Origin of the sequence: Nocardioides mangrovicus, from assembly GCF_003674065.1 — a bacterium.
GTDB classification, from domain to species: domain Bacteria; phylum Actinomycetota; class Actinomycetes; order Propionibacteriales; family Nocardioidaceae; genus Marmoricola; species Marmoricola mangrovicus.
In genome coordinates, this window is sequence record NZ_RDBE01000010.1 from 240,584 (window position 1) to 253,695 (window position 13,112).

The 13,112-nt window shown below is 72.4% G+C and carries 13 protein-coding genes; 9 read left to right on the top strand and 4 right to left on the bottom strand.

Annotated elements, in window-relative coordinates; genetic code table 11:
- Window positions 1-59: 59 nt before the first annotated feature.
- A complete protein-coding gene (locus D9V37_RS15760; RefSeq protein WP_198412600.1) occupies window positions 60-953 on the top strand; it encodes a glycosyltransferase family 2 protein in 894 nt (297 codons plus the stop codon).
- A 34-nt stretch (window positions 954-987) separates the two neighbouring features.
- On the opposite strand, the gene D9V37_RS15765 is transcribed toward D9V37_RS15760, so the two are convergent.
- Together D9V37_RS15765 and mshA are read right to left on the bottom strand one after the other, a co-directional pair.
- On the bottom strand, window positions 988-1,476 hold the full coding sequence (locus tag D9V37_RS15765; RefSeq protein ID WP_121807124.1) for a type III secretion system chaperone family protein: 489 nt from the start codon (window positions 1,474-1,476) through the stop codon (window positions 988-990).
- Window positions 1,473-2,738: a D-inositol-3-phosphate glycosyltransferase gene (gene mshA / locus D9V37_RS15770; protein ID WP_121807125.1), complete on the bottom strand. Its 1,266-nt coding sequence runs from the start codon at window positions 2,736-2,738 to the stop codon at window positions 1,473-1,475. Before mshA ends, D9V37_RS15765 begins: the two co-directional genes overlap by 4 nt.
- 63 nt (window positions 2,739-2,801) lie before the next feature.
- Here mshA and D9V37_RS15775 point away from each other — a divergent pair, with 63 nt between their 5' ends.
- A complete protein-coding gene (locus D9V37_RS15775) occupies window positions 2,802-3,551 on the top strand; it encodes an SDR family oxidoreductase (protein ID WP_121807126.1) in 750 nt (249 codons plus the stop codon).
- An 83-nt stretch (window positions 3,552-3,634) separates the two neighbouring features.
- Here the strand turns inward: D9V37_RS15775 and D9V37_RS15780 are convergent, their stop codons facing one another.
- Complete coding sequence (locus D9V37_RS15780; protein ID WP_121807127.1) at window positions 3,635-4,213, bottom strand: arsenate-mycothiol transferase ArsC; 579 nt, start codon at window positions 4,211-4,213, stop codon at window positions 3,635-3,637.
- A 26-nt stretch (window positions 4,214-4,239) separates the two neighbouring features.
- Here D9V37_RS15780 and typA point away from each other — a divergent pair, with 26 nt between their 5' ends.
- From typA to D9V37_RS15810, 6 genes are read left to right on the top strand one after another with little or no spacing between them, the layout of a single operon-like run.
- Window positions 4,240-6,120 carry a translational GTPase TypA gene (gene typA / locus D9V37_RS15785; protein ID WP_121807128.1) on the top strand — a complete coding sequence of 627 codons (1,881 nt, stop codon included), beginning with the start codon at window positions 4,240-4,242 and terminating at the stop codon, window positions 6,118-6,120.
- On the top strand, window positions 6,104-6,541 hold the full coding sequence (locus D9V37_RS15790; protein WP_158604493.1) for a VanZ family protein: 438 nt from the start codon (window positions 6,104-6,106) through the stop codon (window positions 6,539-6,541). The genes typA and D9V37_RS15790 overlap by 17 nt, the downstream gene beginning before the upstream one ends.
- A gap of 27 nt (window positions 6,542-6,568) precedes the next feature.
- Window positions 6,569-7,630 carry a glycosyltransferase family protein gene (locus D9V37_RS15795; RefSeq protein ID WP_147455970.1) on the top strand — a complete coding sequence of 354 codons (1,062 nt, stop codon included), beginning with the start codon at window positions 6,569-6,571 and terminating at the stop codon, window positions 7,628-7,630.
- 25 nt (window positions 7,631-7,655) lie between these two features.
- The gene (locus D9V37_RS15800) at window positions 7,656-8,276 is read left to right on the top strand and encodes a PIG-L deacetylase family protein (RefSeq protein WP_121807131.1); all 621 of its coding nucleotides are present in this window, start codon (window positions 7,656-7,658) and stop codon (window positions 8,274-8,276) included.
- Between the two features lie 38 nt (window positions 8,277-8,314).
- Window positions 8,315-8,959, top strand: a complete 645-nt coding sequence (locus D9V37_RS15805) for a WbqC family protein (protein ID WP_121807132.1) — start codon at window positions 8,315-8,317, stop codon at window positions 8,957-8,959.
- Window positions 8,956-10,023: an acyltransferase family protein gene (locus D9V37_RS15810; protein ID WP_147455971.1), complete on the top strand. Its 1,068-nt coding sequence runs from the start codon at window positions 8,956-8,958 to the stop codon at window positions 10,021-10,023. Before D9V37_RS15805 ends, D9V37_RS15810 begins: the two co-directional genes overlap by 4 nt.
- Here D9V37_RS15810 and D9V37_RS15815 read toward each other — a convergent pair.
- The gene (locus D9V37_RS15815; RefSeq protein ID WP_121807134.1) at window positions 9,998-11,092 is read right to left on the bottom strand and encodes a hypothetical protein; all 1,095 of its coding nucleotides are present in this window, start codon (window positions 11,090-11,092) and stop codon (window positions 9,998-10,000) included. The genes D9V37_RS15810 and D9V37_RS15815 overlap by 26 nt on opposite strands.
- A gap of 187 nt (window positions 11,093-11,279) precedes the next feature.
- Between D9V37_RS15815 and D9V37_RS15820 the strand changes: the two genes are divergently transcribed.
- Window positions 11,280-13,103 (top strand): ABC transporter ATP-binding protein, encoded by a 1,824-nt coding sequence (locus D9V37_RS15820; RefSeq protein WP_121807135.1) that lies wholly within the window; start codon window positions 11,280-11,282, stop codon window positions 13,101-13,103.
- Window positions 13,104-13,112: the final 9 nt, after the last annotated feature.

Below are 13,112 nucleotides of genomic sequence, written 5' to 3' on the forward strand. Positions count from 1 at the left end.
TGGCCGAGCACCCCAGGGACGACAACAGGGACGACACCACGGCGTGGCCGAGCGTCTGCGTGGTCATCCCAACCCACAACCGACCCGAACTCGTACGCGCGGCCATCGCCTCCGTGCTCGGGCAGGACTATGCGGGGACCATCGAGATCGTGGTGGTCTTCGACCGGTCTGAGCCCGACCACACCCTGGCCCGCCAGGGCGACGATCGCGCGGTCCGGGTCATCCACAACGTCCGGACACCCGGGCTGGCCGGATCGCGCAACAGCGGCATCCTCAGCGCACGGGCAGACATCGTCGCCTTCTGCGACGACGACGACCAATGGCTGCCGCTCAAGCTCTCCCGGCAGGTGAGCCTCCTGCAGACCTCCCCCGACTGCGAGATGACCAGCACGTCCATCGTGATCGACTTCGAGGGGCGCTCGATCGTGCGCCTCGCCGGCCAGGATCGGGTGACCTACGCCGAGCTGCTGCGCTCGCGCAAGTCGATGCTGCACTCATCCGGCTTCGTGTTCCGGCGCGACGCACTCATCGAGGGGATCGGCCTCATCGACGAGGACACGCCGCGGAGCATGGCCGAGGACTGGGACATCCTGCTGCGAGCGGCCCGCCGCCGTCCCATCCTCCACATCGACGAGCCGCTCGTACGGGTCCGCTGGGGGCCGACCTCCTTCTTCGCCAACGACTGGCAGGTGCGCAACGAGGCCAGGCTGTGGATGCTGGCGCACCACCCGGACATCGCCCGCGACCGGAAGGGCTTCGGCCTGACCCACGGCAAGCTGGCGTTCGGGCACGCGATGCTGGGGCAACGCCGGCAGGCGGTGCGCGAGGCCCTGCTCGCCGCGTCGCGCAACCCGCTCGAGCCGCGCCTCTACCTGGCCCTGCTGGTCGCCGCGCGGGTCTTGCCCGGCCAACGGGTGGTCAACGCGCTGAACCGCCGCGGTCACGGGATCTGAGGGCTGCACACCCCACCGACGGCTCGGGCGCCATTCAGCCCTCCTCGCGCTCCAGCCAGCCGCGGAAGGCCTCGAGGTTGGCGGTCGACTCGCCGTTGGCGCGCCGCCAGCGCCACTCCTTGCGGATCGCGGTGGAGAAGCCGAGCTCGAGGATGGTGTTGAACGACTCGTCGGAGTAGGCCAGCAGCGAGCCGAGCAGCCGGTCGACCTCCTCGACCGAGACCACCGAGAGCGGCAGCCGGGCCTCGATAAAGATGTCGCCGAGCGGGTCGACGGCGAAGGCCATCGCGAACATCCTCATGTTGCGCTCGAGGAGCCAGCGGTAGACGCCGGCGTGATTCTCGTCGGGTCGTCGGCACACGAAGGCGTGCATGGTCAGGGCGTGGCGGCCGAGCTCCATCCGCACCGGCGTCTTCAGCTTCCGCTCACCGGGCAGGACGACGTCGAAGACACCCTCGGCCGGCTCGTCCCACTCGACCTCGCCGGCGGCGAGCGCCTCGCGGATCGTCTCCGCGGCGCTCACCGGGGCTCCGCCAGGTCGTGGCGCATCGCGCCGGCGGCGTCGACGTAGGCCTGGAGCGTGCGCTCGGCGGTGACGTCCCACCCGAAACGCGAGGCCTGCTCGAGCGCGCCGGCCGAGAGTCGTTCGCGCAGCTTCTGGTCGGCCAGCAGGCGCCCGATGGCGGCGGCGTAATCGGCCGGGTCGTGGCCGGCGACGACCAGGCCCGAGCGGCCGTCGGCGACGGCGGTGGGCAGGCCGCCGACGGCAGCGGCGACGACGGGGGTGCCCACCGCCTGCGCCTCAACGGCCACCAGGCCGAAGGACTCGTTGTAGGAGGGCACGACGACCACGTCGGCCGCGGCGTACCAGTCGACCAGGTCCGCGCGATCGACCGGCGGCACGAAGCGGACGACCTCGCGCAGCCCGAGCGAGTCGGCGAGGTCGACCAGCGCCTCGGGACGTTCCAGGCCCGAGCCCGAGGGGCCGCCCACGACGGCGACGACGAGGCGCTCGCGCAGGGTCGGGTCGGCGCGGAGCAGCTCGGCGGCCGCGCGGACGAGCACGTCGGGCCCCTTGAGCGGTTGCAGCCGACCGACGAAGAGCAGCAGCGCGGCGGACTCGGCGATCCCGAGGCGTCCTCGCGCCTCGGCGCGTGGACGCGGCCGGAAGGTGTCGAGGTCGACGCCGGGGTGGATCACGTCCACGCGAGCGGGGTCGGCGTCGTAGAGCTCGATGAGCTGCTTGGCCTCCTCCGCGGTGTTGGCCAGCAGCAGGTCGGCCGCGGCCACCACCTGCTCCTCACCGATCACGCGGGCGACCGGTTCGGGGGCGTCGCCCCGGGCCAGCAGCTGGTTCTTCACCTTGGCCATCGTGTGCATCGAATGCACCAGCGGGACCGCCCACCGGTCGCGGGCGAGGGCACCGACCTGGCCGGAGAGCCAGTAGTGGCTGTGCACGACGTCGTAGTGACCTCGCTCGTGCGCCGCCTCGCTGCGCAGCACCTCGCGGGCGAACGCGCACAGCTGGCCGGGGAGCTCGGCCTTGGAGAGGCCCTCGAAGGGTCCCGCGACGACGTGGTGCACCTGCACGCCGTCGGTCAGCCGGACCACGGGATCCAGCCGCGAGGAGGTGGCGCGGGTGAAGACGTCGACCGCGACGTCGCGCTCGGCCAAGCGCTTGGCCAGCTCGACGACGTAGACGTTCATGCCGCCAGCGTCGCCGGTGCCGGGCTGGTCGAGCGGGGAGGTGTGCAGGCTGACCATCGCGACGCGACGGATCGGCATGTCACCACCTCCTGTCGACCTGAACCTCGGCTCGATCCTCGCCTATTCCTACAGTTGACCCCTATGAGCAGTCGCACCGCCGTCGTCACCGGGGCCAGCAGCGGGATCGGGGCCGCCACGGCGCGCGCCCTGGCCGGCGACGGGTTCCACGTCTGGTGCGCAGCGCGCCGCGAGGACCGCGTCCGCGAGCTGGCGGCCGAGATCGGCGGCACCGCGGTGGTCTGCGACGTCACCGACGACGCCTCGGTCGCCTCGCTGGCCGAGCAGGTCGGCGAGCGGCTCGACCTGCTGGTCAACAACGCCGGCGGCGCCTTCGACGCCGACCCCGTCGCCGAGGCCGACCTCGACCGGTGGCGGACGGCCTACGAGGTGAACGTGCTCGGCCTCGTCCGCGTGACCAAGGCACTGCTGCCGGCCCTCATGGCCAGCGGGAACGGCCTGGTGGTGAACCTGGGCTCGACCGCCGGCCGGATCGCCTACGAGAACGGCGCGAGCTACACCTCCGCCAAGCACGGCACCCAGGTGGTGACCGAGACGCTGCGCCTGGAGCTGGTCGACCGGCCGGTGAGGTTCAGCGAGATCGCCCCGGGGATGGTGGCCACCGAGGAGTTCGGGCTGGTGCGCTTCGACGGCGACCAGGACAAGCGCGACGCGGTGTACTCCGGCGTCGAGCAGCCGCTGGTGGCCGACGACGTCGCCGAGTGCGTGCGCTGGGTCGCCTCCCTGCCCGCCCACGTGAGCGTCGACGAGCTGGTGGTGCGGCCCAAGGCGCAGGCGGCGCAGCACAAGGTGCATCGGGGGGCGATCGGGTGAGCGGGGGTTGTCGGGGTTGCCGCGACCGCCAAAACTCAACACTTGCGGGGTTGTGGGCGTGACAAATCGGATGATCGGCCGCTCTACCTTCGCAAGTGTGGAGTTGTGGCGGTCGCGGCGAGCACCCCAGCGATGACCCCGCACGCCCCGTCCAGCTGCGCGACCACCTGGTCGTAGGTCGCCTGGTCGGCGCCGACCGGGTCGGCGACGTCGTAGTCCTCGCCGCGGCGGAGGGTGTCGTTCAGGGTGGAGCGGTGCAGGGCGCACCAGGCGACGAGGTCGGCGGGGGTGCCCGGCGGAGCCTGGGGGGCCAGGGCCGCGAGCTCGAGCACGGTGAAGGTCCGGTGGAGGGCCCCGGGGGACTCCTGGAGCACCTGGGCGCGCAGGTTACGGCTGGCGGCGAGGACCAGATCGGCTCCCTCGACCGTCGCGGCGGCCAGCCGGCGAGAGGCGAAGCCGGCGCCCGATGCTCCCCGCTCGAGGAGGGCGGCGGCGGAGCGGGCGTCCATCGCCACCGCATCGGGGGCCCGGGTGCCGGCGGAGGTCACGGCGAAGCGCTCGGCGGCGCCCAGCACGACCAGCCGGTGGCTCAGGAGGCGCTCGGCGAAGGGCGAACGACAGAGATTGCCCTCACACACCACCAGTACGGTGAATCCGGCCACCCGGTAGACCGTAGACTTCCCGTCTCGTGGCCCAGCGCACTGACCTCCGTAACGTCGCCATCGTCGCGCACGTCGACCACGGCAAGACGACCCTGGTCGACGCCATGCTCTGGCAGGGCGGTGCGTTCGGCGAGCATCAGCACGTCGACGAGCGGGCGATGGACTCCGGTGACCTCGAGCGCGAGAAGGGCATCACCATCCTCGCGAAGAACACCGCCATCCACTACACCGGCGCCAGCGCACCGGCGGGCGGGATGACGATCAACATCATCGACACCCCCGGTCACGCCGACTTCGGCGGCGAGGTCGAGCGCGGGCTGTCGATGGTCGACGGCATCGTGCTGCTGGTCGACGCCTCCGAGGGACCGCTGCCGCAGACCCGGTTCGTGCTGCGCAAGGCGCTCAACGCCGACCTGCCGGTCGTGCTGGTGGTCAACAAGGTCGACCGCTCCGACGCCCGCATCGCCGAGGTCGTCGACGAGACCTACGAGCTGTTCCTCGACCTGCTCGACGAGTCCCACAGCCAGGACGCGCTGGACTTCCCGGTCGTCTACGCCAGCGCCAAGGCCGGCAAGGCGTCGCTGGAGCTGCCGGACAACGGCGGGCTGCCCGACTCCCCCGACCTCGAGCCGCTGTTCCGCACCATCTTGGAGACCATCCCGGCACCGGAGTACGACGAGGGTGCGCCGCTGCAGGCGCACGTCACCAACCTCGACGCCAGCCCGTTCCTGGGCCGCCTGGCCCTGCTCCGGGTGCACCAGGGCACGCTGCGCAAGGGCCAGACGGTGGCCTGGATGCGCACCGACGGCACCACCCGCAACGTCAAGGTCACCGAGCTGCTGGTCACCGAGGCGCTGGAGCGCAAGCCCGGCGAGGAGGCCGGCCCCGGTGACATCGTGGCCATCGCCGGCATCCCCGACATCATGATCGGCGAGACGCTGGCCGACGCCGAGAACCCGGTGGCACTGCCGCTGATCCAGGTCGACGAGCCGGCGATCTCGATGACCATCGGCACCAACACCTCGCCGCTGGCCGGACGCGGACCCACCAAGGGCACCAAGGTCACCGCGCGACTGGTCAAGGACCGGCTCGACTCCGAGCTCGTCGGCAACGTCTCGCTGCGCGTGCTGCCCACCGAGCGCCCCGACGCCTGGGAGGTCCAGGGCCGCGGCGAGCTGGCGCTGGCCATCCTGGTCGAGCAGATGCGCCGCGAGGGCTTCGAGCTGACCGTCGGCAAGCCGCAGGTGGTCACCCGCGAGGTCGGCGGCAAGGTGCACGAGCCGTTCGAGCGGCTCACCATCGACGCCCCCGAGGAGTACCTGGGCGCCATCACCCAGCTGCTCGCGGTGCGCAAGGGCCGCATGGAGCAGATGGTCAACCACGGCACCGGCTGGGTGCGGATGGAGTTCCTGGTGCCCGCCCGCGGCCTCATCGGCTTCCGCACGGAGTTCCTCACCGAGACCCGCGGGACGGGCATCGCCCACCAGGTCTTCGAGGGCTACGAGCCGTGGGCCGGTGAGATCTCCTCGCGGTCGCAGGGCTCGCTCGTGGCGGACCGCTCCGGCGCGGCCACGGCGTACGCGATGACCAACCTGCAAGAGCGCGGCGTCCTCTTCGTCGAGCCGACCACCGAGGTCTACGAGGGCATGATCGTCGGCGAGAACTCCCGCGCCGACGACATGGACGTCAACATCACCAAGGAGAAGAAGCAGACCAACGTCCGCTCCTCCACCTCCGACAACTTCGAGAAGCTGATCCCGCCGCGGCACCTCAGCCTCGAGCAGAGCCTGGAGTTCTGCCGCGAGGACGAGTGCGTGGAGGTCACCCCCGACTCCGTGCGGATCCGCAAGGTCACCCTCGACGCCGGTGAAAGGGCCAGGACGGCCGCCCGTGCGCGCCGCGGCTGACCCACTCCTGCGTCGGGTCGCCTGGGCGATCGCGGCTCTGTACGCCGTCGGGCTGGCGCTGCTGGTCTTCTCCCCCATCGGCGGCGCGCTCAACGAGCTGACGGTGCGGCTCTACGTGCTGTGGGTCTACCGCCTGCACGGCAACCCCGCGGTGACCCCGGACTGGTTCGGCGCCGGGCTCAACGTCGTGCTCTTCGTGCCGCTCGGCGTGCTGGTGGTGCTGCTGGTCCGCTGGCCGTGGTGGGCGGCCACGCTGCTCGCGGTGTGGGTCTCGGCCGGGATCGAGCTGGTGCAGGTGATCCCGGTGCTGCACCGTGTGGCCAGCCTGGAGGACGTCATCACCAACACCACCGGCGGCTTCGCCGGCGCGCTCATCGGAATCCGCCTCCGCGACTCGGTCCGCGCACGCGACATCGGCTAGGTGCACCGCGGTGCCTACGATCACCGCGTGACCCGTGCCCTGATCCTCTCCGAGCACGATCTGGCGGGGTACGAGGCGCGGTTCGCGCGCGGCGAGGTGCCCTCGGCGCTGCCCTACGGCGCCGAGGCGGTGCGCGACCTGGGCTGGGAGACCGCCGGCGTGCGGCTGCCGGAGGGGCCAGTGGCGACCAAGCTGCGGCAGGCCGCCGAGCACCGCTACGGCGGACCACTGGCCCGCCAGGTGCTGGGCGTGCCGCGCGCCTTCCGCAGCGACCTGGTGCTCGCGCTGCTGGAGACCCAGGCCGGCCTGGCCGGCCGCCTGGAGCGGCTGCACGTGCCGCCGTACGGCAACCGGCCGCTGGTGGTGTTTTCGTGCTGGCTCGCCGACGACGTCCGCCGCGCCGACACCGCCACCCGGCGCCGGCTGGCACGGCGCTTCGCCAGCGTCGACCTGCTCACCCACATGTCGCGACACGAGACCGCCACGCTGGTCGAGCTCGGCATCTCCGAGGAGCGGCTGCTCGCCGTGCCGTTCGGGGTGGCTGACCGCTACTACACCCCCGGTGAGCACGCGCGCGACATCGAGGTGCTCGCCGTCGGCCAGGACCGCGGCCGCGACTACGCCACCCTGCTCGATGCCGTCCGCGGCACCGACCTGCGGCTGCAGCTGGTGTGCCGCCCGGAGAACCTCGTGGGCCTGCAGGTGCCCGAGAACGTCACTGTCCTGGGCCCGGTGCCGCTGCCGCGCTACCGCGAGCTGCTGCGCCGGGCGCAGGTGGTCGCCGTGCCGACCCACGACCTGTCCTACCCCACCGGTCAGAGCGTGGCGCTGGAGGCGGCGAGCACCGGCGGCTGCGTGGTCGTGACCGGGACGCGGGCGATGCGCGACTACTTCTCCGAGGCCACCGCGCGACTGCTCGACGTCGGCGACGCCGCCGGCTGGCGCGCGACGCTGCTGGAGCTGCGGGAGGACGCGGACGCTCGGGAGCGGCTGGGCGCGGCGGCCCGCGACAGCGTGCTGGCGGACTTCACGTGCGACCACATGTGGCAGGTCGTGGTCGACCGGACGCGCGCCTTGGGGCTGACCTGAGCGCGGCCGTGGAAAACTTCCGCCCATGAGACGGCTGGTGATCGCGCCTCACATGGACGACGAGTCGTTGGGCTGCGGCGGCCTGCTGGCCAAGTACCCCGAGGAGTGCGTCGTGGCCGTCGTGGCCGAGGGCGACGAGACCCGTCGCCGCGAGCACGCCACGGCCCTGGAGCTCCTGGGGATGGGCGAGAGCGTCTCGCTGGGCTTCCCCGACGGCCGCGTCGCCGAGGACATGCCGGGGCTGGTGCGCTCGCTGGACGAGCTCATGGCGCGGCTGCGGCCCGACGAGGTCTACCTGCCGTTCCCCTCGCTGCACCAGGACCACATCGCCGCCTACGAGGCGGGAATGCGCTCGGCGCGGGTCTCGATGAGCACCGACCACTGGGTGCCGACCAGCCTGTTCGTCTACGACATCGCCGTCTACGACCTCAACCTCTACCCCTCCGACCTGCGGTGGAACGTCTTCGAGGAGCTCACCGAGGCCCAGGCCGACCTCAAGGCGGCGGCCTGCCGGGCCTACGAGAGCGAGGTGCCCACGGGGCTGCACCCGATGAACAGCATCAAGGAGCTGGCCGCCTCGGTCGGGCACGTGCGGCTGGTCGGCTACGCCGAGCAGTACGCGCTGGTCCGGCAGGTCCGCCGATGACCCCGATCCGATGAACCCGATCCGATGAACCCGATCCGATGACGCTCGTCGCGATCCACCAGCCCGACCTCCTGCCCTACTCGGGGTTCTGGTTCAAGATGGCGGTCAGCGACGTCTTCGTCGTCGCCCGCCACGACCAGTTCCAAAAGCACGGCTACCAGCGCCGCGTGACGATGCGCGAGACCTGGGTGTCCCACCAGCTGGTGGGCAAGCCGAGCCTGGTGCCGATCACCGAGGTCGAGGTGCAGCCGGGCTGGCAGGACCGGCTGGTCGCCGCGATCCGCGGTCGCTACGCCGGTGCCCGGTACTGGCGCGAGCGGGGCACCGACCTGCTCGAGCGGATAGCGGCCTGCGAGGGCACGCACCTCGACGAGGTCAACCTGTCCCTCATCGAGGTGGTCCGCGACTTGCTCGGGATCGACACCCCGCTCGTCGTCACCGAGCCGCCCGCCGGACGCGGCCTGGACCGGCTGGTCGAGCAGGTCCACGCGGCCGGCGGCGACGCCTACCTCTCCGGCGCCGGCGGCGCGTCGTACCTGGGCGAGGACGCCGCCGAGCGCTTCGCCGCGGCGGGCATCGAGCTGCGCTGGTCCGACCACGAGGCGCCGAGCCCGGACTCGGTGGTCACGCTGCTGATGGACCTCGAAGACCCGAGGGACGCGTGCCTGCGCCGGCACCGGTGAGCGACGCAGCCGCCCGCCGCGACCCGGTGCTCGACATCGGTCGCGGGGTGGCGATGGTGCTGATCGTGCTGGGTCACGTGACCCGCGGCCTGGCCGCGGGCGAGGAGCTCGACCCCTCGCGCACCTGGTACGTGAAGCTCGACGCCGCCCTCTACGTGCTCCACCTGCCGCTGTTCGTGCTGCTCTCCGGGGCGTTCGTGGCGCGGGCGGCGACCCGCGACGGCACCGCGGCCTACCTGCGCTCACGGCTGGTGCTGCTGGCCTGGCTGTTCGTGGTGTGGACGGTGATCCAGGGAGCGGTGCAGCTGGCGCCGGGCCGCCTGGTCAACACCCCGATCTCGTGGCGCGACATCCTCGCCGGGCTGTGGCACCCGCTCGGCGAGCTGTGGTTCCTGCCCACCCTGGCCGTGCTGACGGTGGTGACGGTGCTGGTCGCGCCGTGGCGCTCCCCCGGTCGGCGCTGGGCGCTGCTGGCGGTCGCAGCCGCGGTGAGCCTGCTCGACTGGGGCCACTTCGGTCACTGGAGCGGCATCCAGGGCATGGGCCTGGCGGTCTGGTACGTGCTCGGCGTGGTGGTCGGGCACGCGCGGCTGCAGGCGGTGGCGCACGACCGCCGTGCGGCCCCGGCGGCCTTGGTCGCCGTGGCCGGCCTGGTGGCGCTGTTCGTGGTGACCACACCGGTCAACCCGAGCGACTCGACGGTGCCGCGCACCCCGGACGGCATCGGCGCGGGCGTCCTGGCGGTCGTCCTGGGGCTGGCCCTCTCGTGCGGGGTGGCCCGGCTGGTGGCGGCGTCGCCGCTGCGAGAGGCGCTGGCCGGGCTGGGGCGCCGCTCGCTGGAGGTGTTCTTGGCCCACATCGCCTTCGCCTCGGGCTGCCGCATCGCGCTGACCCACCTCGGGGTGGACTCGCTGCCGGTGCTGATCGGCGCGGGCCTGCTGGTCGGTCTGGGCGGCTCGCTGCTGCTGGTGGCGATCACCGACCGGGTGGGACCGCGGTGGCTCTTCGCGCCGCCGGCCTTCCTCCGCCGCCCCGGTGCTACCGCCGCCGCAGCACCCGCTTGACCCGGCCGCCGACCGTGCGGGCGGCGACGTAGGCCCGGCCCAGGCGCGACGTCGGCGGCGCGTGCACACCGGTGTGGGTGACCACGACCGGCTCGCGGACGAGCGCCGGCGACCCCGGCGCGAGCAGCTCACCGAAGGCCTCGGCCAGGGCCTGCTGCTGGGCCGACCTGCTGTAGCGGCTGGTGACGAGGTCGCGACCGGCCCGGGCTCGGGCGTCGAAGGCGGCGCGGTCGTGCTCGAAGAGGTCCATCGCCGCCTCGACGCCGTCGGCCATCGCCACGACGTCGGAGTCGTCGACGGTGGTGGCCAGCTCGGGCAGCAGGAACTCGCGTCCGCCGTGCCCGGTCCAGCCGACGACGTGCGCGCCGGCGGCCATCGCCTCGGCGGCCGGCAGCCCGAAGCCCTCGCGCTCGCCGCCGGCCAGGAACACCGCGCTGCGGCCGAGCACGTCGGCCACCTGGGCCGGGGTCATGGCCTCGATCGGCTGCAGCCGCCACGGCTCGCGCGAACCGGGCGCGAACCGGCCGCGGCGGTGCAGCAGCTGCAGCGCGGCCATCAGGTCCTCCGGCCGGCGTCGCGGCATGAAGGAGACCAGCCGCTCCTTGGCCTGCGGCGCGAACCGCTCGGCGTCGACCACCACCGGCACCCGGTGCACGACCAGCTCCGGGCTCAGCGCGCGCAGGTACTCCTCGATGACGTCGGAGACCGCCACCGCGGCCACCGCCTGGGGCCAGCCCGGGTAGGTGCCGGGCAGCGCCCGGTCGAAGGCGGCGCCGCCGGCCAGGAAGTCGATGCCCTGCACCAGCATGACGGTCGGCACCTCGGGGTTGAGCCCGCTCCACTTCGCCCCGCCGACCTCGGGCATCACCAGCAGGTCGCCGGGCTCCAGGCGCACCCGCGGGGCCGCCTCGACCGGCGCCGTCCCGGCCAGCCCCGCGACCTCGAAGCCGGCACGGCCGTGCCAGACCCGCGCGGGCAGGCCCGCGGACTCCAGTCCGGCCACGAGGTCGTACATGACCTTCAGGCCGCCGGAGAGCGCGGGCAGGTCGGGCGCCATGAGGCGGATCATCTCGCCGGGCTCCTCCCACCGCGCGCCCCGAGAACCGTCCGGTCGGCTCGGTCAGCCGAGCGTCCGGAATGCCAGAATAGAAGGCAATAGTACGAAACAGTCGTCACATCAGCACCATGAGTCCCAGAATGGTGGAGTGCGGTCCTCCCGCGCAGCCGTTCTGCCCACGAGCGAGAGGTGACTTTCCGTGGTCGGCCTTCCCGATGGCATCGCCGAGCTGCTCTCCTCGGGCACCCGCAAGCGGCTCGCCCTCTCCATCGCCGGCTCGGTACTGCTCTCGGTGCTCGACACCCTCGGGGTGCTGGCGATGCTGCCGATGATGCAGCTGGTCACCCGCACCAACCCGTACGCGGGCAGCCTGGGCTTCGTCAACCGGCTGCTGGGCTTCCCTTCCTCGCGGGTCCTGCTCATCACCCTGGCCGGCGTCGTGGTCACGGCCTTCGCGCTCAAGGGCCTGGTGACGGTGCTGGTGCGCACCTGGCAGCTGCGCTTCATGGCCACCCAGGAGGCGGCGACGTCGACCCGGCTGCTCGAGGGTTACCTGCGCGGCCCGTACGCCTGGCACCTGACCCGCAACACCTCCGACCTGATCTGGACCGTGGAGAGCGCGGTGCAGATCACCTTCGCCAACGGGATCACCTCTTGGCTGGCGATGCTCAGCGAGCTCTTCACGATCGTGCTGGTCTTCGGGTCGCTGCTGGTGGTGGCGCCGCTGCCGACGCTGCTCGCGCTCATCTACTTCGGCGCGGCCGGGTCGGTGATGCTGCGCTTCGTCCGGCGGCGCAGCGCGCTGGCCAGCGACCGGATGGTCGCCTCGAGCAAGATCACCGCGCGTACGTCGCTGCAGGCGATGGGCGCGGTGAAGGAGGTCAAGCTGCGTCACGCCGAGGCGCTCTTCGTCGAGCGCTACAACGACGCCCGGCGCGACTCGGCGCGGGCCCGGGCGATGTCGATGCTGCTCTCGGAGGTGCCCAAGTACCTCTTCGAGGTGATCTTCGTGCTCGGCATCGCGCTCATGGCCTTCGTGGCGACCTCGACCGGCGGCACCGCCCACGGACTCTCGGTGCTCGGGCTGTTCGTCGCGGCCGGCAGCCGGATCCTGCCCAGCACGGTAAGACTGATCTCCAGCGTCGGCGGAGTCCGCTACGCCCGCGAACCGATGATGCACCTGATCGCGGAGTGGCAGGAGCAGGAGGCCGCGCGGCAGCTGGCCGAGCAGCAGGTGCGCACCCGCGACGTGCCGCGCGGCGACATCGACGTCGAGGGCCTCACCTTCGCCTACGCCGACTCCCCCGACGACCTGGTGCTGCGCGGCGTCGACGCCCACATCGCCCAGGGGTCCTCGGTGGCCCTGGTCGGCTCCAGCGGCGCCGGCAAGAGCACGTTGGTCGACGTGCTGCTCGGGCTGCACCGGCCGGCGGGCGGACAGGTGCGGGCGGGCGGGGTCGACGTCTTCGACAACCTGCCGCAGTGGCAGGCCCGGCTGGCCGTCGTCCCGCAAGACGTCTACCTCCTCGACGACTCGCTGCGCCAGAACATCTGCTTCGACGAGGAGGAGGACCTCGACAGGCTGGAGCGGGTGCTCGCCCGGGCCCAGCTCACCGACCTCATCGCCTCGCTGCCGGAGGGCCTCGACACCACCGTGGGCGAACGGGGCGTACGCCTGTCCGGCGGCCAGCGGCAGCGCATCGGCATCGCTCGCGCCCTCTACCGCGACCCCGAGGTCCTGGTGCTCGACGAGGCCACCAGCGCACTGGACAACGAGACCGAGCGCCGGCTGACCGAGACCATCGAGTCGCTGCGCGGGACGATGACGATGGTGATCGTGGCCCACCGGCTCTCGACCGTGCGCCACTGCGACGCGCTGCTGTTCATGAACGCCGGACGCGTGGTCAGCCGCGGCAGCTTCGAGGAGGTGGCGGCCCAGAACGCGGAGTTCGCCCACCTGGTCGAGCTGGGCTCGCTGGACCCGCGCGCCGAGCGCGAGCCGACCTCCTTCTCGGAGCGATGAGCGCGCAGC

Excerpts from the sequence above, each read along its gene's own strand:
- D9V37_RS15805 (WP_121807132.1), top strand. The coding sequence starts at position 8,315 with ATGACGCTCGTCGCGATCCACCAGCCCGACCTCCTGCCCTACTCGGGG.
- D9V37_RS15815 (WP_121807134.1), bottom strand. The coding sequence starts at position 11,092 with ATGATCCGCCTCATGGCGCCCGACCTGCCCGCGCTCTCCGGCGGCCTG.
- D9V37_RS15800 (WP_121807131.1), top strand. The coding sequence starts at position 7,656 with ATGAGACGGCTGGTGATCGCGCCTCACATGGACGACGAGTCGTTGGGC.
- D9V37_RS15775 (WP_121807126.1), top strand. The coding sequence starts at position 2,802 with ATGAGCAGTCGCACCGCCGTCGTCACCGGGGCCAGCAGCGGGATCGGG.
- mshA (WP_121807125.1), bottom strand. The coding sequence starts at position 2,738 with ATGCCGATCCGTCGCGTCGCGATGGTCAGCCTGCACACCTCCCCGCTC.